Genomic DNA, 21695 nt, shown 5'->3' on the forward strand with positions numbered 1-21695 from the left:
ACCGGTTAAGGACGTCACAGACCATGGCACTGCCAGATTTCTCCATGCGCCAGCTCCTCGAGGCTGGAGCGCATTTCGGCCACCAGTCGCATCGCTGGAACCCGAAGATGTCGCCCTACATCTTCGGAACCCGCAACAACATCCACATCCTCGATCTTTCGCAGTCGGTGCCGATGCTGTCGCGCGCCCTGCAGGCGGTGTCGGACACCGTTGCTCGCGGCGGCCGCGTTCTCTTCGTCGGCACCAAGCGCCAGGCGCAGGACGCCATCGCCGATGCCGCCAAGCGCTCGGCCCAGTATTATGTGAATTCGCGTTGGCTCGGCGGCATGCTGACCAACTGGAAGACCATTTCCGCCTCGATCCAGCGCCTGCGCAAGGTCGACGAGCTGCTGAGCGGCGGCGGCACCGGTCTGACCAAGAAGGAGCGCCTGATGCTGGCGCGCGAGCGCGACAAACTCGAGAAGGCGCTCGGCGGCATCAAGGACATGGGCGGCACGCCCGACATGATCTTCGTCATCGACACCAACAAGGAAGCGCTCGCGATCAAGGAGGCCCAGCGCCTCGGCATCCCGGTCGCAGCCATCATCGACTCGAACTCGGATCCGGATGGCATTACCTTCCCGGTGCCCGCCAATGACGACGCCGGCCGCGCGATCCAGCTCTATTGCGATCTCGTTGCCCGTTCGGCCATCGATGGCATCTCGCGCGCTTCGGGCGACCATGGCGTCGATCTTGGCGCTGCCGAGGCCCCGATGATCATCGAGGAGGCGCTCGCAGAGCCGGCCGCTGCGGATGCCGGCGTGCCCTTCGAGCTGCTGACCGCGCCGCGTGGCGCCCCGGACGATCTGATGAAGCTCTCGGGCATGGGCCCCGAGCTCGTTCAGAAGCTCAACGATGGCGGTCTGTTCCACTTCTGGCAGTTTGCCGCCATGGCGCCTGCCGACGTGACCAAGGTCGATCAGGACCTGAAGCTCGCCGGCCGCATCGAGCGCGAAGGCTGGATCATCCAGTCGCGCGAACTCGCCGACGCCTGAGGCTTGAATATCGATTGCGGCGCGTCATCGGCGCGTCGCAATCCGATTGCTGCATTGAACTGCGACTGACGCCGACCAGCGCCGACGACCGGAAACGGAGCGTCGGCGTTTCCCCATCGGGGGCTGGAGGCATGATTTCCGCGGCCAGCCGTTATCGGGCGCCGCACGACAGACAAGGACGATAGAGATGGCTGCGATCACCGCCGGAATGGTGAAGGAACTCCGCGACAAGACGGGCGCGGGCATGATGGACTGCAAGACCGCGCTTTCGGCCGTCGATGGCGACATCGAGGCCGCGATCGACTGGCTGCGCACCAAGGGCCTTGCCAAGGCCGCAAAGAAGGCCGGCCGCGTCGCCGCCGAGGGTCTCGTCGCGGTTGCGATCTCCGGCCATAGCGGCGTCGTGATCGAGCTCAACTCCGAGACCGACTTCGTCGCCCGCAACCTGGAATTCCAGGCGCTCGCTCATGGCATCGCCAATGTCGCGCTGGAGCGCGGCGGCGATGCGGAAGCGGTGCTGGCCCATCACTATCCGGGCGGCGGCACTGTCCAGGAGGCGATCGCCAACGCCATCGCCACGATTGGCGAGAACATGACCCTGCGCCGCGTTGCGCAGCTGAAGGTTTCGGCCGGCGTGATCGGCTCCTATGTCCATGGCGCGGTCGCCGACGGGCTCGGCAAGATCGGTGTCATCGTCGCGCTCGAATCGACCGGCAAGGCTGACGAACTGGCCGTGCTCGGCCGTCAGCTCGCCATGCATGTCGCGGCCACCAACCCGATCGCGCTCGACCTCGCTTCGGTCGATCCCGAGGTGCTGGCCCGCGAGAAGGCGATTCTGGCCGAGAAGAACGCCGGCAAGCCCGCCAACGTGCTCGAGAAGATCACCGAGAGCGGCCTCAAGAGCTATGCCAAGGAATACTGCCTGCTCGAGCAGGCCTATATCCATGACGGCTCAAAGTCAGTCAGCCAGATCCTCAAGGAGATCGAGGGCAAGGTCGGCGCTCCGGTCGCGCTCACCGGCTTTGCCCGCTATGCGCTTGGCGAGGGCATCGAGAAGGAAGAAACGGACTTTGCCGCTGAAGTCGCCGCGGCCGGCGGCACCACGGGCTGAGCCCGTTACTTCGACGAGACAGTCGTGAAAAGGCCGCGCCCTGCGCGGCCTTTTTTGTGAGAGAACGATGCAGGCGGGCGATAACTCCGCCGCAGGCAGGGAGTACATTCGTTGAGACCCAATCGTGTTCTCGTTAAACTCTCCGGCGAAGCTCTTGCAGGACAAGCAGGATCCGGCCTCGATGGCGGCACGCTGACGGCTCTGGCCGCCGACATCGCCAATGCCTCGCGCGAGGGCGTCGAGATCGCCATCGTCGTCGGCGGCGGCAATTTCTTCCGCGGTGTCCAGGGCCTGACCAAGGGCCTCGACCGGACCAGCGCCGATTCGATCGGCATGCTCGGCACGGTGATGAACGCGCTCGCGCTCGAGCATGCCATCGAAAGCGCCGGTGCCCCGGCCCGCGCCATGTCGGCCGTGCCGATGCCGTCGCTCTGCGAGAGTTATGCCCGCAAGCGGGCGCTCGACCATCTCACCAACGGCAAGGTCGTTGTGCTCGGTGGCGGGACCGGCAACCCCTATTTCACCACCGACACCGGTGCGGCGCTGCGTGCGGCCGAACTCGGCTGCAGCCATCTGCTCAAGGCGACCCAGGTCGATGGCGTCTACTCCGCCGATCCCAAGAAAGACCCGGCGGCGACCCGCTACGACACCCTGACCCATGAAGAGGCGATCCGGAGCGACCTCAAGGTCATGGATACCGCCGCCTTCGCCCTGGCGCGCGACGCCGGGCTGACCATCGTCGTGTTCTCGATCGCGGAAGCCGGCATGCTTGCTGCCGTGCTGCGCGGCGAGGGCAGGGCAACCTATGTCACGCCTTAACCGCTCCGCGTCACGATGTTCTTGACCCTGGCCGGGCCCCCCGCCATGGTCGCCGGATTATCCGACAATGCCAATCCGATCTTGCAGCGTCGCCGGCGGAAAGCCTCATTTTCGCTGATCGCGCGCTGCAACAGTTCAAGGTCTATAAGACGATGGCCCAGACGACTTTCGATCTCGCCGACGTGAAGCGCCGCATGCAGGGCGCGCTGCAGTCCTTCAAGGGCGACCTGGCGTCGCTGCGCTCCGGCCGTGCCTCGGCGAATATGCTCGATCCGATTCAGGTCGAGGCCTATGGTGCGCGCCAGCCGCTGGCGCAGCTCGCCACCGTCAGCGTTCCAGAAGCGCGCCTCCTCAGCGTTCAGGTCTGGGACCGCAGCATGGTCGGCCCCGTCGAAAAAGCCATCCGCGAATCGGATCTCGGCCTGAACCCGCAGACGGAAGGCCAGGTGCTGCGCATCCGCATTCCGGAGCTGAATGAGCAGCGCCGCAAGGAAATGGTCAAGGTCGCGCATAAATATGCCGAGGAATCCAAGATCGCCGTCCGCCATGTTCGCCGCGACGCCATCGACATCATCAAGAAGGTCGAGAAGGACGGCGCTTTCACCAAGGACGACGTGACACGCCAGTCCGACCTGGTGCAGAAGCTCACCGACCAGCATATCGGCGATATCGACCAGGCGCTGGCGACGAAGGAAAAGGAAATCCTCAGCGTCTGATGCTGTTGGTGACAAGGCACCAGTGACACGCCACCGACTTTCCCGACTGAAGGCCCAATGAGGCATATCGAGCATGTCAGCAGGCCATCGCCCGGGACAATCCAACCCTCCTGTCCACGTCGCCATCATCATGGACGGCAATGGCCGCTGGGCGCAGATGCGCGGCCTGCCGCGGCAGGAGGGCCACCGGCGTGGGCTCGAGGCGCTGCGCAGCACGGTCAGGAATGCCGGTGAACTGGGCGTCAAGGTTCTGACTCTCTACAGTTTTTCCACCGAAAACTGGCGCAGGCCCGCGACCGAGGTCTCCTTCCTGCTCGGCCTGCTCAGGCGCTTCGTTGAAAAGGACCTCGCCGAACTCAAGGCTTCGGGCGTGCGGGTCCGCATCATCGGGCGCCGAGACGACCTGACGCCCGATCTCGTGCGGCTCGTCGAACACGCCGAAACGGCAACCCGCGACAACACCCGTATGACGCTGGTCGTGGCCTTCAATTACGGCGCCCGCGACGAGATCGTCCGCGCGGCGCGGCGGCTGGCGGCCGATGCCGCCGCCGGGCGGATCGATGCCACCGCGATCGATGAAGACATGCTGGGTCTGCATCTGGACACCGCCGATCTGCCCGATCCGGAATTGGTGATCCGCACCTCTGGCGAAACCCGCATCTCGAATTTCCTGCTCTGGCAGGCGGCCTATGCCGAGTTCGTCTTCACCCCCGTGCTCTGGCCGGATTTCGATCGCGCCGCGCTTGAGGCCGCTCTCGCCGAATACGCCCGCCGCGAGCGCCGTTTCGGCGGGGTGCCCGAGGCGCTCGACCGGAAGGTGGGCGCGGCGTGACCGAGCAAGTCCCTGTCTCGCCCCGAGCGGGCCAGGGCGAATTGCGACTGAGGGTCGCCTCGGCGCTGGTGATGGCCGCGGTGATTTTGGTAGCCACCGCTTGGGGCGGCTGGCCGTTTCGGATCGTCTGGATCCTGGTCGCCGGGCTCGTCGCCTATGAATGGCTCGCCATGGCGGGCCGCGACCACGCCATCGCGGGTGCGATCGCCGTGGTTGTGGCGGGCCTCTTACTGGGCTTCTCCCCGGCAAGTCAGCCGGCGCTGGCCGGTGTCGCTGCCATGGCCGCCCTGTCTGGCGCCATGGCAACCCCATGGGTCGGCGGCCGGCTCGCACTGCAGCTTTGCGGTGTCGCCTATGCGCTCGCCTTCGCGCTGATCGCGCCGGCTCTGCGCGCCTTGCCCGAACTCGGATTGGCGCTCGTAATCTGGAGTTTTGCGGTGGTCTGGTCCACCGATATCGCCGCCTATTTCACCGGCCGCAAACTCCGCGGCCCCAGGCTGATGCCGAGCGTCAGCCCTGGAAAAACCTGGTCGGGCGCGATCGGTGGGGCGATTGCCGGCACCCTATGCGGCTATATTGTCTGGGCGGCGACGCCTGCGGCGGCACCGATCGTCGGCCCCGGATGGGTCATCGGCGGCTCGCTTGCGGCATCGGTCTTCAGCCAGATGGGCGACCTGTTCGAATCGGCGCTCAAACGCCGCTTCGGCGCCAAGGATTCGAGCCGGCTGATCCCCGGCCATGGCGGCTTTCTCGATCGGCTCGACGGCTATTGGGCAGTGCTTGTCTTTGCTGGCATCGCCTTGTTCGTCGCTCATCTCCAACCCTGAAACGCGCGCATGCTTCGCACCGTCACGCTTCTGGGAGCGACCGGCTCCATCGGCAAATCGACCCGCGACATCGTCACGGAGAATCCCGAGCGCCTGCGCATCGGCGCGGTGGTCGCGGGGCGCGATGCGGCAGGGCTGGCGCGGGTCGCGGTCGAGACCGGAGCCCGTTTTGCCGCCTTGGCCGATGCGACGGCGGGACCGGCGCTGGCCGCCGCGCTTTCTGGCACCGGGATCGCATCGGGGGCGGGGCGTTCGGCCGTGCTCGACGCGGTGGCGATCGACAGCGACATCGTCGTCAGCGCGATTTCAGGCGCCGCCGGGCTGGAGGCGACCTTCGCCGCGCTGACGCCAGGTCGCGTCGTCGCGCTGGCCAACAAGGAGAGCCTCGTCTGCGCCGGCGCCGCCGTCATGGCCCGGGCCCTCGCTGTCGGCGCGCGAATCCTGCCGCTCGACTCCGAACACAATGCGCTGTTTCAGGTGCTGGGCGCCGAACCGATCTCCGCCATCCGCAGCATGACGCTGACTGCATCGGGCGGCCCGTTCCGGACCTGGAGCGCGGCGCAGATCGCCCAGGCGCGGCCGGAGCAGGCGCTGGCGCACCCCAATTACGCGATGGGCGCCAAGATCACGATCGACTCCGCCAGCATGATGAACAAGGGGCTCGAACTGATCGAGGCCTGCTTCCTGTTCGGTCTGGCGCCCGAGCAACTTGAGGTGCTGGTTCATCCCCAGCAGATCGTCCACGGCCTCGTCACCTTTCGCGACGGCTCGGTCAGCGCCGGCCTGGCCTTGCCGGACATGCGCGTCGCCGCCGCCCATTGTCTCGGCATCGACGGCAGGCTCGATGCACCGCCCGCTCGCTTCCTCGATCTGGCGATGACCGCGCCGCTGACCTTCGAGCGGCCTGATCTTGTGCGCTTCCCGGCGCTCGGCCTCGCCATCGCGGCGCTGGCTGCCGGCGGCGCCATGCCGGCCATCCTCAATGCGGCCAACGAGGTCGCGGTCGCGGCCTTTCTCGAAGGGCGCATCGCTTTTCCCGGCATTGCGGCCCTGGTCGAAGCCGTCTGTGCCGGCCCAGGGCATGACTCTGCCGCTCCCGTCGATGTCGAGGCCGCCCTCGCCATTGACCATGAGGCGAGAAACCGCGCGCGGGCGCTCTTGTCGCGAGCGCCCTTCGCTGTCACCTAAGGCCGGCGGACCTGGAGATGATGATGGATTTCGTGGCGACACTCTGGAACGCCGGCGCGTTCATGCTGGGCTACCTTCTGCCGTTCCTCTTTGTGCTGACGATCGTCGTGTTCGTCCACGAACTCGGCCATTTCCTCGTCGCGCGCTGGTGCGGCGTCGATGTCAAGGTGTTCTCGATCGGCTTCGGCCGCGAGCTCTTCGGCTTCAACGACAAGCACGGCACGCGCTGGCGCTTCGCCCTGGTGCCGCTGGGCGGCTACGTCAAATTCTCCGGCGATGCCGACGCGGCCTCGGCTGGAACTGATTCTGCCGAGATCGAGACGATGACGGCCCAGCAGCGCGAGCGGTCGTTTCCCGCGCAGTCCATCGGCGAGCGGGCCGCGATCGTCGCAGCTGGGCCGATTGCCAATTTCCTGCTGGCCATCTTCATTTTCGCTGCGTCTGTCTACGTCTTCGGCAAGCCGGTCCTGACGCCGCGGGTCGATCAGGTCGTGGCCGGCAGCGCGGCCGAACGCGCCGGGCTGCTCTCTGGCGACCTCGTCGTATCGATCGACGGCCGCCCGATCGGCAGCTTTGCCGATATGCAGCGTGCGATTTCGACACGACCCAACGAGACGCTCTCGATGGTGGTCGATCGCGCCGGTGCCATGGTGACGTTGCCGGTGACGCCGGCGCTCGTCGAACAAAGCACACCGGTGGGCAAGCAGCGCATCGGCGTCCTGGGCGTGCAGGCTTCGCGTCAGGCCAGCGACTGGACGACCCAGCAATTCGGCCTGGTCGAATCGGCCAAGCTCGGCGTGACCGAAACCTGGTTCGTCGTCGAACGCACCTATGACTATCTCGCCAAACTCGTCAGCGGCCGGGAGTCGGTTGACCAGCTTTCGGGCCCGATTCGGATCGCGCAGGTGTCCGGCCTCGTCGCCTCGAATGGCGGGTTGCTGGGTTTGTTGAACCTGGCCGCGATCCTGTCGGTCTCGATCGGGCTGATGAATCTGTTCCCGGTCCCGATGCTGGATGGTGGGCATCTGATGTTCTACGCCCTCGAGGCGCTGCGCGGCCGGCCGTTGAGCGAGCGCGCCCAGGAGATCGGCTTCAAGCTCGGCCTCGGCCTTGTGCTCATGCTGATGCTCTTTGTGACCTGGAACGACCTCGTCCACGTCCGCTCACTGCTCTAGCACCGCGCGGCCGGCGGGTTCGTCGCGCGCCATGTTGCATGCGCAGGCGACGACACCCTGACAAGCGCAAAGACCGGCGGTCGCCACCCGTGTTCAGCGGCTTTCGCCGCCAGGCCTTGGGTAGCGCAGTGTTAACGGATTGCGGCGGTTTCGACGCTTCGCAGTCGCCTTGTCATGGTTCACATCACACGATGTTTTGCCCAGCGCGAGCCACGGGAACTGGCGTTTCCGTGTCAGTTTGCGGCAAAATCACGGCAGCACGCGTGGCCTCATGGCAACGAGGGGCTTAAAAATAATTTGTTAACGACAATGCCGGTTTGCACCCTGCGGGAAACTTTGTAGAAGCGATTGGACTGCAATGTCCCCGTGCGGCCCCCTGTCTGGTGGCTGCCCCCGTATCTGGGGTGGTGACCTGAGAAATGGAATAGGCGACCCGATGACGTCGACCCAAAAGAGCCGGTCCTTCAGAATGCGGCTCTCTCGATCAGTCGGACTTTCGGCCTTTATGTTGGCCGTTAGCGGTGGCGTGGTGTTCGCGCAGGCCGTGATTGTCCAGGGCAACAGGCGCGTCGATGCGGAGACGATCCGCTCCTATGCGTCGGGGCAGGGTGGCCCGCAGGAGATTCGCGACAGTCTTCTCGCCACCGGGCTGTTCACGAATGTCCAGGTGAGCCGCCGTGGCTCCCAGACCGTCATCTCCGTTCAGGAGAGCGACTCGATCAACCGCGTCGCCTTCGAGGGCAACCGTCGTCTGAAGAGCGAGGTTCTGCTCCAGCAGGTCCAGTCGAAGGCCGGCGGTCCGATGAGCCAGGCGCTGATCGATGCCGACGTTGCGCGCTTGAGAGAGGTCTACCGTCGTGCAGGTTACGGCCTGTCCTCGGTCAGCGGCCGCATGGCGCCGCTGCCCAACGGTCGCTCGGACGTCGTCTTCACGATCAACGAGAGCGGCAAGACCGGCATCAAGTCGATCAATTTCGAAGGCAACCAGATCTATTCCGATGGCCGCCTGCGCGGTTTGATGAGCTCGACCGAGTCGAACTTCCTCAGCTGGATCAAGACCTCCGACGTCTATGATCCCGACCGCATCGCCGCTGATCTTGAGCTGGTTCGGCGCTTTTATCTCAAGAACGGCTATGCCGATTTCCAGATCGTGAACAATACCGCGCGCTTCGACGAGAGCGCGGGCGGCTGGGTCATTGATGTCGCCGTCAGCGAAGGCCCGCAATACAAGGTCGGCAACGTCGCGGTCGATTCGACCCTGCGCGAGATCGATTCCGCTGCCCTCCAGAGCTATGTCGTCACCTCCGCCGGCGACACCTACAATGCTGAGGCGGTCGAGAAGTCGCTGGTCAATCTCACCACCGAGGTGTCGCGTCGCGGCCATCCCTTCGCTCAGGTCCGGCCGCGCGGCGACCGGGACTCGGCGGGTCGCCTGATCGGTATCACCTATGTCGTCGACGAAGGCCCGCGGGTTTATGTCGAACGCATCAATGTGCGCGGCAACACCCGCACGCGCGATTACGTTGTCCGCCGCGAACTCGATCTTGGTGAAGGCGATGCCTACAACAAGGTGTTCGTCGATCGCGCCGAGCGCCGCCTGAACAATCTCGGTTTCTTCAACAAGGTCCGGATCACCAACGAGCCCGGCTCCGCGCCCGATCGCGTCGTGGTCAACATCGATGTCGAGGACAAGGCCACCGGTTCGTTCTCGATCTCGGGTGGTTACTCGACCTCCGACGGCGTGATCGGCGAAGTCGCGCTGGCCGAATCGAACTTCCTCGGTCGTGGCCAGTTCGTCCGCATCGCCGGCACGCTGGGCCAGCGCACCCAGGGCGTCGATTTCTCTTTCACCGAGCCGTATTTCCTCGGTCGTCGCATTGCGGCGGGCTTCGATCTGTTCTCGAAGTTCAGTGACAACTACAACACCGGTCGTTTTGAAAGCCGCGTTACCGGCGGTACGGTTCGTCTGACCTTCCCGATCACGGAAGAATTCTCGATCACGCCGCGCTACTCGATCTACTCGACCGAAATCGAGATCCCCAATTCAGTTGATCGGCCCTACAACGACTGTAGTGTTCCGATCGGTGGGATCACGCCGGGTACGCCCGGTGCGTTGGGTGCGAGCACGAGCATCAACTGCTTGACCAACGGCGAGGCGACGATCGCGGTCAAGGAAGCGGCGGGCACGACGCTGACCTCGCTGGTCGGCCTCGGCTTCAACTACAATTCGCTCGACAGCAACCAGAACCCGCGCAACGGCTTCATTGGTGAGATCAAGCCCGAATTCGCGGGTCTCGGCGGCGACTCGAAGTTCCTGCGTATCTCGGCTGATGGTCGTTATTACAAAGAGATCTTCGACGATGTCGTCGGTTTCGCCCGGTTGCAGGGTGGTCACGTGCAGGCCACTAGCGGTGATCTGCGCATGATCGACCACTACTTCCTCGGACCGACCCTGGTGCGCGGCTTCGCGCCGTCCGGTATCGGCCCGCGCGACGTCTTGAACGATCCGACCGCGAACGCGCTCGGCGGCACCAGCTATTTCGGCGGTTCGCTCGAGGTGCAGTTCCCGATCTGGGGTCTGCCGCGTGATCTCGGTCTGCGCGGTGCGGTCTTCGCCGATGCTGGTACGCTGTTCAACTATGACGGTGGTACGGCGGTGGCCAGCGCGTGCCCGGCCGGTTCGTCGGGTCGTCAGTTCAACGTTGCTCTATCGCCGGGCCAGACGGCCCAGACGAACGTGGCCTGCGTCCGCGACAAGAATGTCATCCGCTCTTCCGTTGGCGTCAGCCTGCTCTGGCAGTCGCCACTCGGTCCGATTCGCTTTGATTACGCCTACGCTTTGTCGAAAGATGACGGCCAGTGGGGCACGGCCATCGTCAACGGTCAGGCAGTTAGCGGCAAGTACGGCGGCGATCGCCTGCAGGCCTTCCGCTTCTCCGGCGGCACCCGCTTCTGACGCGGCGGGGCGCGATCCGCGCCCCGCTCCGGACCTTCATTCAATGTCAGAACCCCTCTTTTTTCCGATCGCGACCTCGCTTGATTTCGGCGAGGTCGCTGCTATTTCGGGTGCCACCCTGCCGGAGGGGGTCGATCCCTCGCGTCCGCTCACCGGCGCCGCCGCGCTCGAGAATGCTGGCCCGGGCGATGTCGCCTACATGGACAACCCCAAATATACCGACGCGCTGGCTGCGACCGGGGCGGGGCTGTGCCTGGTCTCGTCGCGTTTTGCCGAGCGAGTCCCTGCGGGTACGACCGCTCTTGTGTCGCCGGCGCCTTATCATGCCTTCGCCAAGGTGCTGGCCCGCTTCTTCCCCTCTGCTTTGAGGCCGGGCTCGGCCTTCGCATCGCAAGGTGTGGCGCCAGGGGCCTTCGTTCACGCGACGGCGGTGCTCGAAGCCGGAGTGACGGTCGATCCCGGCGCCGTCATCGGGCCTGGCGCCGAGATCGGTTCGGGCACCATCGTCGCCGCGCATGCCGTCATTGGCCCCCAGGTCCGAATCGGCCGCAACTGTTCGATTGGGCCTGGCTGTACGCTCCAGGCAACCCTGATCGGCAATCGCGTCATCATCCACCCAGGCGTGCGCATCGGTCAGGACGGTTTCGGCTTCGCCATGAGCCCGCGCGGCCATATGAAGGTGCCGCAGATCGGCCGGGTCATCATCCAGGACGATGTCGAGATCGGTGCCAACACCTGCATCGATCGCGGCGCCAGCCGCGACACCGTGATCGGCGAAGGGACGAAGATCGATAACCTCGTCCAGATCGGCCACAACGTCGTCATCGGGCGCCATTGCGTCATCGTTTCGCAGGTCGGCATCGCCGGTTCGACGACATTGGAAGACTTCGTCGTGCTCGGCGGGCAGGTCGGCCTGGCCGGGCATCTCACCGTCGGCATGGGCGCGCAGGTGGCGGCGCAGAGCGGCGTCGCCGGCGATGTTCCGCGCGGCGCGAAATACGGCGGTTATCCGGCACAGCCGGCCCTGACCTGGGCACGCGAGAGCGCCCTGCTGAGGTCCCTGGTCGCCAACCGCGGCAAAGGCCGAACCGAAGGCTGAAGCGGGCCCGCTCTCCTGATTCACCCGTCCATGCGGCAAGTTTGTGCCGCGACGACGTCGATCTTCGACGGCAGGCTGCCGAAACAGTTGGCCCCGCGCGAGGAGATGACTAAGACACGACATCGATGATGCGAACGCAGGGACGTCTCGCACGGGAGGCAGGACAAGATGACCGAGGCGACGACGGCCCTGGGTGTGGCCGATATCCAGAAGATCATGGCCTGCATTCCGCATCGCTACCCGTTTCTGCTCGTTGATCGCGTTGTCGAGATCAACGGCGATGAGTCCGGGGTCGGCATCAAGAACGTCACGATCAACGAGCCGCAATTCACCGGCCATTTCCCGGGCCGTCCGGTTTTCCCGGGCGTGCTGATGATCGAGGCGATGGCGCAGACAGCCGGCGTGCTCGTGGTCAGCTCGCGCGGCGAGGCCGATCCGGCCGTCAGCAGCGTGCTGTTCACGACGATCGACAAGGCCAAGTTCCGTAAACCCGTCGTGCCGGGCGACACGCTGCGCTTTCACCTCACCAAGATCGCGCGCAAGCGCAACATCTGGTTCTACCGCGGCGAGGCCCGCGTCGACGGCACGCTCGTCGCGGAAGCGGATCTCTCGGCGATGGTCGTTTGAGCCGATGACGCACTGCCAGATGACGACAACCTGTCCGTTGAGCTTCCTGTCATGAGTTCCAGCATTCATCCGCTATCGGTCGTCGATCCCGGCGCGCGCATCGGCGAGGGCGTCAGCATCGGCCCGTTCTGCACGGTCGGCCCCGATGTCGTGCTCGCCGAGGGTGTGGAACTTGTCAGCCATGTCGCCGTGGCGGGCCGTACGACGGTCGGCGCGCGCACGAAGATCTACCCTTTCGCCTCCATCGGCCATCCGCCGCAGGATGTGAAATACAAGGGCGAACCCTCGACGCTGACGATCGGGGTCGATTGCCTGATCCGCGAAGGCGTGACGATGAACCCTGGCACCGAGGGCGGCGGGATGAAGACCACGGTCGGCGACCGCTGCTTCTTCCTGGCGAACTCCCATGTCGCGCATGACACCTCGATCGGCGACAACGTCATCTTCTCCAATAACGTCATGTGTGCCGGCCATGTGAAGGTCGGCAATTTCGTCATCGTCGGTGGCGGCACCGGCCTGCACCAGTTCATCCGCGTCGGCGACCATGCCTTCATCGGCGGCGGCGCGGGCGTGATGCACGACGTCATCCCCTTCGGCATGGTGCGCGACAACCCGGCCCATCTCGCCGGGCTCAATCTCGTGGGCTTGCGTCGGCGCGGCTTCACGCGCGAGCAGATCCATGAACTGCGCCGGGCCTATCGTCTGCTGTTCGCCGATGAGGGCACCTTGTCGGAGCGCGTCGAGGACGTCGCCAGCGAATTCGCCTCGCATCCGCTGATCCACGAGATCCTCGACTTCATCCGCGTCGGCGGCGAACGCGCGATCTGCGTTCCCCATGACGTCAACGCGCCGGATCGGTGAGCGCTGACAAGACAGCAGCGCCGATGACGCGCGGGCCGCTGGCGATCATCGCAGGCGCGGGAGAGTTTCCGCTTCGTCTCGCAGCGGTCGCAGCCCAGCGCGGCCGAACGGTCTTCGTGGCGGCCCTGGATGGCGCCGCCGATCCGGCGGCCTTCGGCTCAGTCGATCTGCAGAGCTATCGACTGGGCCAGTTGGGCCGCCTGCTCGAGGATCTGAGGGGCCGCGCGGTTACCGACATGGTCTTGATCGGCAGCCTCCCGCGCCCGAGCTTCGCTGCCCTGCGCCCGGAAGCCTCGACGCTTCGGTACCTCCCGCATTTTGCCCGCGCCTTTCGGGGCGGCGACGATCATCTTCTGCGAGGCGTGGTTTCCTTTTTCGAAGGGCAGGGCTTCACCGTCCATGGACCGGCCGATATCGCGCCCGATATGGCGGCTCCGATCGGCGCACTCGGTCGAAAGACGGCATCGACGGAGCAGAAGGCACTGATCGCGCGGGGGTTTGAGCTTCTCGCTGCGCTGTCGCCCTTCGACGTCGGCCAGGCGGCGATCCTCGCGGACCATCGCGTCATCGCCATCGAGGCGGCGGAAGGCACCGATGCCATGATCAGACGCGTCGCCGACCTCGTCGCCTCCGGGCGGTTGCGTATCGCCAAGGGCGACGGCGTGCTGGTCAAGGCGCCCAAGGACGGCCAGGATCTGCGCGTCGACATGCCGGCGATCGGTCCTCAAACCCTGCGCAACGTGGCCGCCGCTGGCCTCTCTGGAATCGGCCTGTGCGCCGGACGCGTGCTGGTTGGCGATGCGGCTGCCCTGGGGAGACACGCCGATCAGGCCGGCCTCTTCGTCGAGGGGGTCGGCGCATGAGCGCGCCATTCCGTCTTGCGGTGATCGCGGGCGAGGCTTCGGGCGATGCGCTGGCGCTTCGTTTCATCGAAAACCTCCGCCAGCGACTTGGCGACCGGCCGCTCCTCATCACCGGCGTCGGCGGCGAGGATCTGATCGCGGCGGGGCTGGTCCCGCTGTTTGCCCAGGCCGATATTGCCGTGATGGGGTTTGGTCCCGTGATCGCGCGCCTCCCGCTGCTGCTGCGCCGCATGGAGGATGCCGCCCGTGGCGTCGTGGCCTTCGCGCCCGATCTGCTGCTGACGGTCGATGCGCCCGACTTCTGCTTGCGTGTCGCCAGGAAGGTGCGTGCCCGGGCGCCCGACATTCCGATCGCGCACTGGGTTTGCCCCAGCGTCTGGGCCTGGCGTTCAGGGCGTGCACGCCGCATGGCACCCTATGTCGACCGCATCCTGGCATTGCTGCCCTTCGAGCCGGCGGCTCTGGAGCGCTTGCACGGGCCAGGCACCACCTATGTCGGCCACCCCCTGATCGAACGGCTGGCTGAACTCAGGCCCACCGCGGTCGAAACCGCGATTCGGAACGATGATGCGTCGCCGCTGGTGCTGGTCCTGCCCGGCAGCCGCCGTTCGGAGATCCGCCATCTGATGCCGGCTTTCGGCGATGCGGTTTCGCGGATCGCGGCAGCGAGGCCGGGCACGCGCTTCGTGCTTCCGGCGGTCGCGCATCTCAAGGATGACATTGCGCAGGCAACGTCATCCTGGGCCGTCAAGCCCGACATCGTCGTCGGCGAGGCCGGCAAACTGGCGGCGTTTCGGACCGCGCGTGCAGCTCTGGCAGCGTCGGGCACGGTGACGCTCGAACTCGCTCTGGCGCAGGTGCCGACCGTTGCGGCCTATCGCGGCGCGGGCTGGGAGGCGGCGATCGCCAGGCGCCTGATCAAGCTGCCGAGCGTGATACTGCCCAATCTCATTCTCGGCCGTAGCGTCGTCCCCGAATTCATCCAGGACGATGCGACGCCGGACGCGCTGAGCCGCGAACTCCTGGCGGTGCTGGCAAACGGACCGGCCCGCCAAAGCCAGCTCGATGGCTTCGGCGAAGTCGAGACGATCATGAAAACGGCAGGTGCCAGCCCCGCGGCCAATGCGGTCGAAGCCGCGCTGGCCCTGGTCGAGCACCGGTCGCGATAGAGCGGCCGGCCTTCGCAGTATTAGCGTCCTGTGCGAACGCGCCTTACTCGACCGCCGCGCCAGACGCCTTGGCGATCGGGAACCACTGGGAAGTTTGGCGATACCTTAGCGTCGGCGATTGTGCCGTCATCGTCGGCAATCATATCAATCATGCGAAACAATCAGGGCGCGACGGTAAGCCGTCGCGCCCTGATTGGCAGGCAGATGGCGATGGCGGCCTTAGCGGCGGCCGATCGGGGTGTATTCGCGCTGCGGCGCGCCGGTGTAGAGCTGGCGCGGACGGCCGATGCGCTGGGACGGATCCTCGATCATTTCCTTCCACTGCGCGATCCAGCCGACGGTGCGCGCCAGCGCAAACAGCGCGGTGAACATCGAGGTCGGGAAGCCCATCGCCTTCAGGGTAATGCCGGAATAGAAATCGATGTTCGGGTAAAGCTTTTTCTCGATGAAATAGCTGTCCGACAGCGCGATGCGCTCGAGCTCCATCGCGACATCCAGCAGCGGGTCATCCTTGATTCCGAGCTCGTTGAGCACCTCATGCGTGGTCTTCTGCATGATCTTGGCGCGCGGATCGTAGTTCTTGTAGACCCGGTGACCGAAGCCCATCAGGCGGAAGGGATCGTTCTTGTCCTTCGCCTTGGCGATGTATTTCGGGATGTTGTCGACCGAGCCGATCTCCTCGAGCATCTTCAGCGCGGCCTCATTGGCGCCGCCATGGGCAGGGCCCCAGAGGCAGGCCGTGCCGGCCGCGATGCAGGCGAAGGGGTTGGCCCCCGACGAGCCGGCGAGACGAACCGTCGAGGTCGAGGCGTTCTGCTCATGGTCGGCGTGCAGGATGAAGATCCGGTCGAGCGCGCGCGACAGCACCGGGTTGACCTTGTACTCCTCGGCCGGCACCGCAAAGCACATCCGCAGGAAGTTCGAGGTGTAGTCGAGCGAGTTCAGCGGATACACGAAGGGCTGGCCAACGGTGTACTTATAGGCCATCGCCGCCAGCGTCGGCATCTTGGCGATCATCCGCATCGAGGCGACCATGCGCTGATACGGGTCCGAGATATCGGTCGAGTCGTGATAGAAGGCCGACATCGCGCCGATCGAGCCGACCATGACCGCCATCGGATGCGCGTCGCGGCGGAAGCCCTGGAAGAAGCGGGCCATCTGCTCGTGCACCATGGTGTGGCGCGTCACGCGATAGTCGAAATCGGCCTTCTGCACCGCCGTCGGCAACTCGCCTTCCAGCAGCAGATAGCAGGTCTCGAGGAAGTCGCCATGCTCGGCGAGTTGCTCGATCGGATAGCCGCGATAGAGCAGCACGCCCTCATCGCCGTCGATATAGGTGATCTGCGACTCACAGCTCGCCGTCGAGGTGAAGCCGGGGTCATAGGTGAACATGCCTGTCTGGGCATAGAGCTTGGCGATGTCGATGACGGACGGGCCGATCGAACCCGTCTTGATCGCCATGTCGACGGTCTTGCCGTCGATCTGAAGCTGGCTTGTGGTTCCGCTCATCGATGCCGATCCTTTCAGGCTCGCTGCTGGTCAGTCGTCGTCGCGCCGCGCCCGTCCATCATGGTCCATGGGGCCTTACCGTCGTAAGAGCGAACCGAGATGACAGGGTCGTGTCGGTTCGAGGGCCACCAGACAGGAGAAACGCTTCATCCGACTGATATTCAAGCATATTTGTGCCTGCTCCTGCCTTCGCCGGAGCAGCCGCACGTCGCGTCCTAGACCATTTGCAGAGGGTGTTCAACCGAGCCGAAAGTGGGTCGGCACTTCGTCTTGCTCACTGCTGGTCGGAGAGGCGCGCAAGCGTTTCCTCTCGTCCGAGAACCGCCATGACGTCGAAAAGCCCAGGCGACATCGCCCGCCCCGTCAGGGCGGCGCGCAAGGGCTGCGCCGCTTGTCCGAGCTTGAGGCCGTGCTCTTCGGCAAAGGCCCGCACCGCCGCCTCGAGCGCCGCGACCGACCACTCGGCCACCGCCGAAAGCTTGTCCGAAAGCCCGGGCAGGCGCTGCTTTCCGGCCTCGTCGAGCAGGGCTGAAGCCTTGGCGTCGAGCTGCAGCGGGCGCGCCGCATAGAGGTAATAGGCGCTGTCGAGCAGCTCGACGAGCGTCTTTGCCCGCTCCTTCAGCCCCGGCATCGCGGCCAGGAACCGCTCTTCCAGTTCGGGAGAGAGGGTGGCCGGTACGCCCCGCGCGGGACCGATCTCGGGCAGGATCACCTTCAGCGCCGCAAGCAGGTCGGCGTCGTCCGACTGGCGCATGTAGAGCCCGTTCAGGCTCTCGAGCTTGGCATAGTCGAAGCGCGCCGCCGAACGGCCGATCGAGGACAGATCGAACAGTGCGATCATCTCGTCGGTCGAGAAGATCTCCTGGTCGCCATGGCTCCAGCCCAGCCGCAGCAGATAATTGCGCAGCGCCACCGGCAGATAGCCCATGGCCCGATAGGCATCGACGCCGAGCGCGCCATGACGTTTCGAGAGCTTGGCGCCGTCGGGCCCGTGAATCAGCGGGATATGCGACATGCTCGGCACGGCCCAGCCCATTGCCTGGTAGATCTGGGTCTGGCGCGCGGCATTGGTGAGATGGTCGTCGCCACGAATGACGTGAGTGACGCCCATGTCGTGGTCATCGACCACGACGGCCAGCATATAGGTCGGGTTGCCGTCGGAGCGCAGCAGCACGAGGTCGTCGAGATTCTCGTTTTGCCAGACGACGCGGCCCTGGACCTGATCCTCGACGACGGTCTCGCCGGTCTGCTGCGCGCGCAGCCGGATCACCGGCTTGACGCCCTCTGGCGCGGTCGCTGGGTCGCGGTCGCGCCAGCGGCCGTCATATTTCATCGGCTTTCCCGCTGCCTTGGCCTGCTCGCGCATCTCGTCGAGCTCGGCCGGCGTCGCAAAGCAGCGATAGGCATGGCCGCTGTCGAGCATCTGCTGCGCGACCTCGCGATGTCGCTCGGCGCGGGCGAACTGGTAGACCGTGTCGCCGTCCCAATCGAGGCCGAGCCAGGCGAGACCATCGAGGATGGCGGCGATTGCCGGCTCCGTCGAACGCTCGCGGTCGGTGTCCTCGATGCGCAGCAGCATCTTGCCGCCATGGCGACGGGCATAGAGCCAGTTGAACAGCGCCGTTCGCGCGCCGCCGATATGCAGAAAGCCGGTGGGCGAGGGCGCAAAGCGCGTGACGACGGCATCGCTCATGAAAGGCTAAGACTCCGGCTGGGCTAAGGGGGCGGCCCAGCGATCAGGACAGATGGGCGGGCGGGAGACCGGAACGCAAGGCGAGCCGGACGCCAGACCACACGAGGGCGCGAAGTGACATCCGGCGCCGCCCCTGTAACATGCCCTTGCCGCCTGCGTTAAGGGCCAGATCGCAGCCCCGCACCATCGCAGCCGAGCACGGGTTGGGGAGCGGTCGATGCAGCCGGCGCCGCCAGGACAGTGCAGTCCAGCAAGCCCGCGCGGGACACGCGCCGGCGTCCTGCCATGGCGCCTGCCCGACGTCGTACGCGGTCGCCCCGGCGTTGAACTGACGCTGATGGCATGGCGCGCCCGCCTGTTCGGCGCATTGTCGCGCGAAGCCGAGCGCCGCCGGCTGTTTCTCTGGCTGCCCGTGCTGATGGGGGCCGGCATCCTGCTTTACTTCGCGGCCGACAGCGAACCTGCGCTCGCGGCGCCCTTGAGCGGCCTGGCGCTGGCCGCAGGCGCAGCCTTCGCGCTGCGACGACGCCGGATCGCGCTCATGGTCTGCCTGGGCCTCTGCGCCGCATTCGTGGGTTTCGCCGCTGCAACCTGGCGCACCGCGACGGTTGCGTCGCCGATGCTCGATCGCCCCCGCATCGGCTTGCTCACTGGCTTCGTTGAAGCTGTCGAAGCCCGTGACGCCGGCGCGCGCCTCGTCATCCTGGTGACCGGCATCGCCGGATTGGAGCCGGCAGCCTGGCCGCGGCGCGTGCGGGTGAATGTGCGCAGCGGAACCGTCTCGCCGGGCGATCACATCGCGGCGGTGGCGCGTCTGCTGCCGCCGCCGGGACCAGCGCGGCCCGGCGGCTATGATTTCGGCCGCGACGCCTTTTTTCGCGGCCTTGGTGCGGTCGGCAGCATTCCCGGCAAGATCGCGCTGACGCCGCCGCCTCATCCGCCTCCGCCGCAATTGAGCCTTGCGGCGACCGTTGATCGTGCTCGCAATGCCCTGACCCGCCGCATCGCGGAGATCGGCGGCGGGCAGGCCGGTGCGATGGCAGCCGCTCTCGTCACCGGCAAGCGCGGCCTGATTACCGAGACCACCAATGCCGACCTTCGCGCCGCCGGCATCTATCACATCGTTTCGATCTCTGGGCTCCACATGGTGCTCGCGGCGGGCACGATCTTCTGGCTGGTGCGGGCGGTTTTGGCGCTGTCGCGCACCCTGGCCCTGGGCTTCCCGATCAAGAAGATCGCGGCGCTCGCTGCCATGGCCGGCGCGACCGCCTATTGCGTGTTCTCCGGTGCCGAGGTCGCAACCGTCCGGTCCTTGATCATGACGCTGGTGATGCTGGGCGCGATCCTGGTCGACCGCCCGGCGCTGAGCATGCGCAATCTCGCGCTCGCGGCGATCATCGTGCTGCTGCGCGAGCCCGAGGCGCTGCTGGGACCGAGCTTCCAGATGTCGTTTGGCGCGGTGGCGGCGCTGATCGCTTTCGCCGAGCGTTGGGAGGAGCGCAGCCGGGCGCAGCCGCCCTCCGCACTGCCCTGGCCGCTGCGTCCGCTCTGGATCGCGGTCACCGGCATCATCGTCACCACATTGCTGGCGACCGCGGCGACCGCGCCCTTCGGCGCCTATCATTTCCAGACCTTCAACCCGTTCGGCCTACTCGGAAACGCGCTGGCGCTGCCCTTCGTCTCGCTTTTCGTCATGCCGGCGGCGGTGTTCGGGGTGCTGGCCTATCCGTTCGGCCTCGACGCTCCGGCGTGGTGGCTGATGGGCTTGGCGTCGCATGTGGTTCTGCAACTCGCACACTGGGTCGCAGGGATCGACCACTCGACAGTGGTCATCGCCGCCTTCGGTCCTGCCGCCCTGTCATGCTTTGCAGCCTCGCTGCTGTGGGCGACGCTTTGGACCACCAAGCTGCGTCTGCTCGCCATCCTGCCGCTGATCGGCGGTGTCATGATCGCGGCCAAGCCCGAACGCCCCGAGATCCAGATCGAGCGGGACGGTTCCGGCATCGCGGTGCGCGGACGCGACGGCTTGCTGGTGGTGGCCGGCAAGCCCAGCCGTTTCGTGCTGCAACAGTGGCTGACCGCCGATGGCGACAGCCGCAACCCAGACGACGCGTCCTTGCGCCAGGGCGCGGCCTGCGACGCGCAGGGCTGCGTGATCAGGACGAAAGACGGTCGCAACGTCGCCTATGCCCGCGAACGGCTCGCCATCATCGAGGATTGCCGGCGTGCCGATCTGGTGGTGACGCCGATCCCATGGACCGCGCCCTGCAAGGCCCCCCTGATCGACCGCACGGCACTGGGCCGCGACGGCGCCACCGCCCTCGTCGCCCGAGCCGAAGGCTGGCGAAGCCACGCGGCCGAGCAGGCCGGCGGTAACCGTCCCTGGACCCGCCAGAGCGCCCCCCCGCTATCGCCATCGTCTCGGCCGGCCGCAGCGGTGACATCGCCCTCCGACGACGGGCCAGGCCCGGAGCCGCTTCAGTAGCGCCGCATCAAATTGACCAGCCGGCCCTGGATCTTGACCCGGTCGGGGCCAAGAACACGGGTTTCATAGGCAGGGTTGGCCGCTTCCAGCGCGATCGAGGAGCCGCGCTTGCGCAGGCGCTTCAGGGTCGCCTCCTCATCGTCGATCAGAGCGACGATGATGTCGCCGGTATTGGCGACGTCCTGGCGTCGGATCACCACCGTATCGCCGTCGAGAATACCCGCATCGACCATGGAATCACCGCGCACCTCGAGCGCGAAATGCTCGCCGGCTCCCAGCATGTCTGCCGGGAGCGCAACGCTGTGGCTGCGGCTCTGGATCGCTGAGATCGGCGTACCGGCGGCGATCCGGCCCATCACAGGAATCGAAATGCTGCCGCGCCCGTCATCGGGCGCCGAGTCGACCGGTCTGGGCTTGGTGGCCATGCCATCCTTGCCCAGCCCGCCCTGAACGATCGACGGGTTGAAGCGCCGAGCCGGGGGCTGGCTACCGGCGCCGATACCGTCGGGCAGTTTGATCACCTCCAGCGCACGGGCGCGGTTCGGCAGCCGGCGGATGAAGCCGCGCTCCTCCAGCGCCATGATCAGCCGGTGGATGCCCGATTTCGACTTGAGATCGAGCGCATCCTTCATCTCGTCGAAGGAGGGGGGGACGCCGCTTTCGCGCAGGCGCTCCTGAATGAAACGAAGCAGTTCGAACTGTTTGCGTGTCAGCATGGTCCCCGCCGGCGC

Annotated in this window: 18 protein-coding genes; 15 read left to right on the top strand and 3 right to left on the bottom strand. The window is 66.0% G+C overall.

Annotated features, from left to right (window positions below; genetic code table 11):
* The first annotated feature begins 23 nt into the window (after positions 1-23).
* The 14 genes from IP69_RS03350 to lpxB all read left to right on the top strand — a co-directional run bounded on the left by IP69_RS03350 (position 24) and on the right by lpxB (position 15277).
* Entirely contained in the window at positions 24-1034 is a 1011-nt protein-coding gene (locus IP69_RS03350; protein ID WP_054141354.1) for a 30S ribosomal protein S2, read from the top strand.
* Between the two features lie 187 nt (positions 1035-1221).
* Entirely contained in the window at positions 1222-2145 is a 924-nt protein-coding gene (tsf, locus tag IP69_RS03355) for a translation elongation factor Ts (protein WP_054141355.1), read from the top strand.
* Between the two features lie 111 nt (positions 2146-2256).
* Positions 2257-2964: a UMP kinase gene (gene pyrH / locus IP69_RS03360; RefSeq protein WP_054141356.1), complete on the top strand. Its 708-nt coding sequence runs from the start codon at positions 2257-2259 to the stop codon at positions 2962-2964.
* Between the two features lie 152 nt (positions 2965-3116).
* Positions 3117-3680 (top strand): ribosome recycling factor, encoded by a 564-nt coding sequence (frr, locus tag IP69_RS03365; RefSeq protein ID WP_054141357.1) that lies wholly within the window; start codon positions 3117-3119, stop codon positions 3678-3680.
* A gap of 73 nt (positions 3681-3753) precedes the next feature.
* Complete coding sequence (locus IP69_RS03370) at positions 3754-4512, top strand: isoprenyl transferase (RefSeq protein ID WP_054141358.1); 759 nt, start codon at positions 3754-3756, stop codon at positions 4510-4512.
* Positions 4509-5339: a phosphatidate cytidylyltransferase gene (locus IP69_RS03375; RefSeq protein ID WP_248306684.1), complete on the top strand. Its 831-nt coding sequence runs from the start codon at positions 4509-4511 to the stop codon at positions 5337-5339. The genes IP69_RS03370 and IP69_RS03375 overlap by 4 nt, the downstream gene beginning before the upstream one ends.
* A gap of 9 nt (positions 5340-5348) precedes the next feature.
* On the top strand, positions 5349-6527 hold the full coding sequence (gene dxr / locus IP69_RS03380; RefSeq protein ID WP_054141360.1) for a 1-deoxy-D-xylulose-5-phosphate reductoisomerase: 1179 nt from the start codon (positions 5349-5351) through the stop codon (positions 6525-6527).
* A 23-nt stretch (positions 6528-6550) separates the two neighbouring features.
* A complete protein-coding gene (gene rseP, locus IP69_RS03385) occupies positions 6551-7702 on the top strand; it encodes an RIP metalloprotease RseP (RefSeq protein WP_054141443.1) in 1152 nt (383 codons plus the stop codon).
* Positions 7703-8207: 505 nt separating this feature from the next.
* Positions 8208-10658: an outer membrane protein assembly factor BamA gene (bamA, locus tag IP69_RS03390; RefSeq protein WP_248306685.1), complete on the top strand. Its 2451-nt coding sequence runs from the start codon at positions 8208-8210 to the stop codon at positions 10656-10658.
* 43 nt (positions 10659-10701) lie between these two features.
* Positions 10702-11757: a UDP-3-O-(3-hydroxymyristoyl)glucosamine N-acyltransferase gene (lpxD, locus tag IP69_RS03395; RefSeq protein ID WP_054141362.1), complete on the top strand. Its 1056-nt coding sequence runs from the start codon at positions 10702-10704 to the stop codon at positions 11755-11757.
* A gap of 168 nt (positions 11758-11925) precedes the next feature.
* Positions 11926-12384 carry a 3-hydroxyacyl-ACP dehydratase FabZ gene (fabZ, locus tag IP69_RS03400; protein ID WP_054141363.1) on the top strand — a complete coding sequence of 153 codons (459 nt, stop codon included), beginning with the start codon at positions 11926-11928 and terminating at the stop codon, positions 12382-12384.
* Between the two features lie 51 nt (positions 12385-12435).
* Positions 12436-13245, top strand: a complete 810-nt coding sequence (lpxA, locus tag IP69_RS03405) for an acyl-ACP--UDP-N-acetylglucosamine O-acyltransferase (RefSeq protein WP_054141364.1) — start codon at positions 12436-12438, stop codon at positions 13243-13245.
* Between the two features lie 23 nt (positions 13246-13268).
* The gene (lpxI, locus tag IP69_RS03410; RefSeq protein WP_156323265.1) at positions 13269-14108 is read left to right on the top strand and encodes a UDP-2,3-diacylglucosamine diphosphatase LpxI; all 840 of its coding nucleotides are present in this window, start codon (positions 13269-13271) and stop codon (positions 14106-14108) included.
* Positions 14105-15277, top strand: a complete 1173-nt coding sequence (lpxB, locus tag IP69_RS03415; RefSeq protein WP_054141366.1) for a lipid-A-disaccharide synthase — start codon at positions 14105-14107, stop codon at positions 15275-15277. The genes lpxI and lpxB overlap by 4 nt, the downstream gene beginning before the upstream one ends.
* 219 nt (positions 15278-15496) lie before the next feature.
* Here lpxB and gltA read toward each other — a convergent pair whose 3' ends face one another.
* Together gltA and gltX are read right to left on the bottom strand one after the other, a co-directional pair.
* Entirely contained in the window at positions 15497-16786 is a 1290-nt protein-coding gene (gene gltA / locus IP69_RS03420) for a citrate synthase (protein ID WP_054141367.1), read from the bottom strand.
* A gap of 274 nt (positions 16787-17060) precedes the next feature.
* Positions 17061-18479, bottom strand: coding sequence for a glutamate--tRNA ligase (gltX, locus tag IP69_RS03425; protein WP_054141368.1), 1419 nt, complete (start codon positions 18477-18479; stop codon positions 17061-17063).
* Between the two features lie 337 nt (positions 18480-18816).
* Between gltX and IP69_RS03430 the strand changes: the two genes are divergently transcribed.
* Positions 18817-20964, top strand: coding sequence for a ComEC/Rec2 family competence protein (locus IP69_RS03430; RefSeq protein ID WP_197279637.1), 2148 nt, complete (start codon positions 18817-18819; stop codon positions 20962-20964).
* Here the strand turns inward: IP69_RS03430 and lexA are convergent.
* Complete coding sequence (gene lexA, locus IP69_RS03435) at positions 20958-21680, bottom strand: transcriptional repressor LexA (RefSeq protein ID WP_054141369.1); 723 nt, start codon at positions 21678-21680, stop codon at positions 20958-20960. The genes IP69_RS03430 and lexA overlap by 7 nt on opposite strands.
* Positions 21681-21695: the final 15 nt, after the last annotated feature.

Source organism: Allobosea sp. AAP35 (assembly GCF_001295925.1).
GTDB lineage: Bacteria > Pseudomonadota > Alphaproteobacteria > Rhizobiales > Beijerinckiaceae > Allobosea.

Coding starts and splice junctions, on each gene's coding strand:
- frr (WP_054141357.1), top strand. CDS start 3,117: ATGGCCCAGACGACTTTCGATCTCGCCGACGTGAAGCGCCGCATGCAG.
- tsf (WP_054141355.1), top strand. CDS start 1,222: ATGGCTGCGATCACCGCCGGAATGGTGAAGGAACTCCGCGACAAGACG.
- bamA (WP_248306685.1), top strand. CDS start 8,208: ATGTTGGCCGTTAGCGGTGGCGTGGTGTTCGCGCAGGCCGTGATTGTC.
- dxr (WP_054141360.1), top strand. CDS start 5,349: ATGCTTCGCACCGTCACGCTTCTGGGAGCGACCGGCTCCATCGGCAAA.
- lpxI (WP_156323265.1), top strand. CDS start 13,269: ATGACGCGCGGGCCGCTGGCGATCATCGCAGGCGCGGGAGAGTTTCCG.
- IP69_RS03430 (WP_197279637.1), top strand. CDS start 18,817: ATGGCATGGCGCGCCCGCCTGTTCGGCGCATTGTCGCGCGAAGCCGAG.
- lpxD (WP_054141362.1), top strand. CDS start 10,702: ATGTCAGAACCCCTCTTTTTTCCGATCGCGACCTCGCTTGATTTCGGC.
- IP69_RS03370 (WP_054141358.1), top strand. CDS start 3,754: ATGTCAGCAGGCCATCGCCCGGGACAATCCAACCCTCCTGTCCACGTC.
- lexA (WP_054141369.1), bottom strand. CDS start 21,680: ATGCTGACACGCAAACAGTTCGAACTGCTTCGTTTCATTCAGGAGCGC.
- lpxA (WP_054141364.1), top strand. CDS start 12,436: ATGAGTTCCAGCATTCATCCGCTATCGGTCGTCGATCCCGGCGCGCGC.
- gltX (WP_054141368.1), bottom strand. CDS start 18,479: ATGAGCGATGCCGTCGTCACGCGCTTTGCGCCCTCGCCCACCGGCTTT.
- rseP (WP_054141443.1), top strand. CDS start 6,551: ATGGATTTCGTGGCGACACTCTGGAACGCCGGCGCGTTCATGCTGGGC.
- gltA (WP_054141367.1), bottom strand. CDS start 16,786: ATGAGCGGAACCACAAGCCAGCTTCAGATCGACGGCAAGACCGTCGAC.
- fabZ (WP_054141363.1), top strand. CDS start 11,926: ATGACCGAGGCGACGACGGCCCTGGGTGTGGCCGATATCCAGAAGATC.
- IP69_RS03350 (WP_054141354.1), top strand. CDS start 24: ATGGCACTGCCAGATTTCTCCATGCGCCAGCTCCTCGAGGCTGGAGCG.
- lpxB (WP_054141366.1), top strand. CDS start 14,105: ATGAGCGCGCCATTCCGTCTTGCGGTGATCGCGGGCGAGGCTTCGGGC.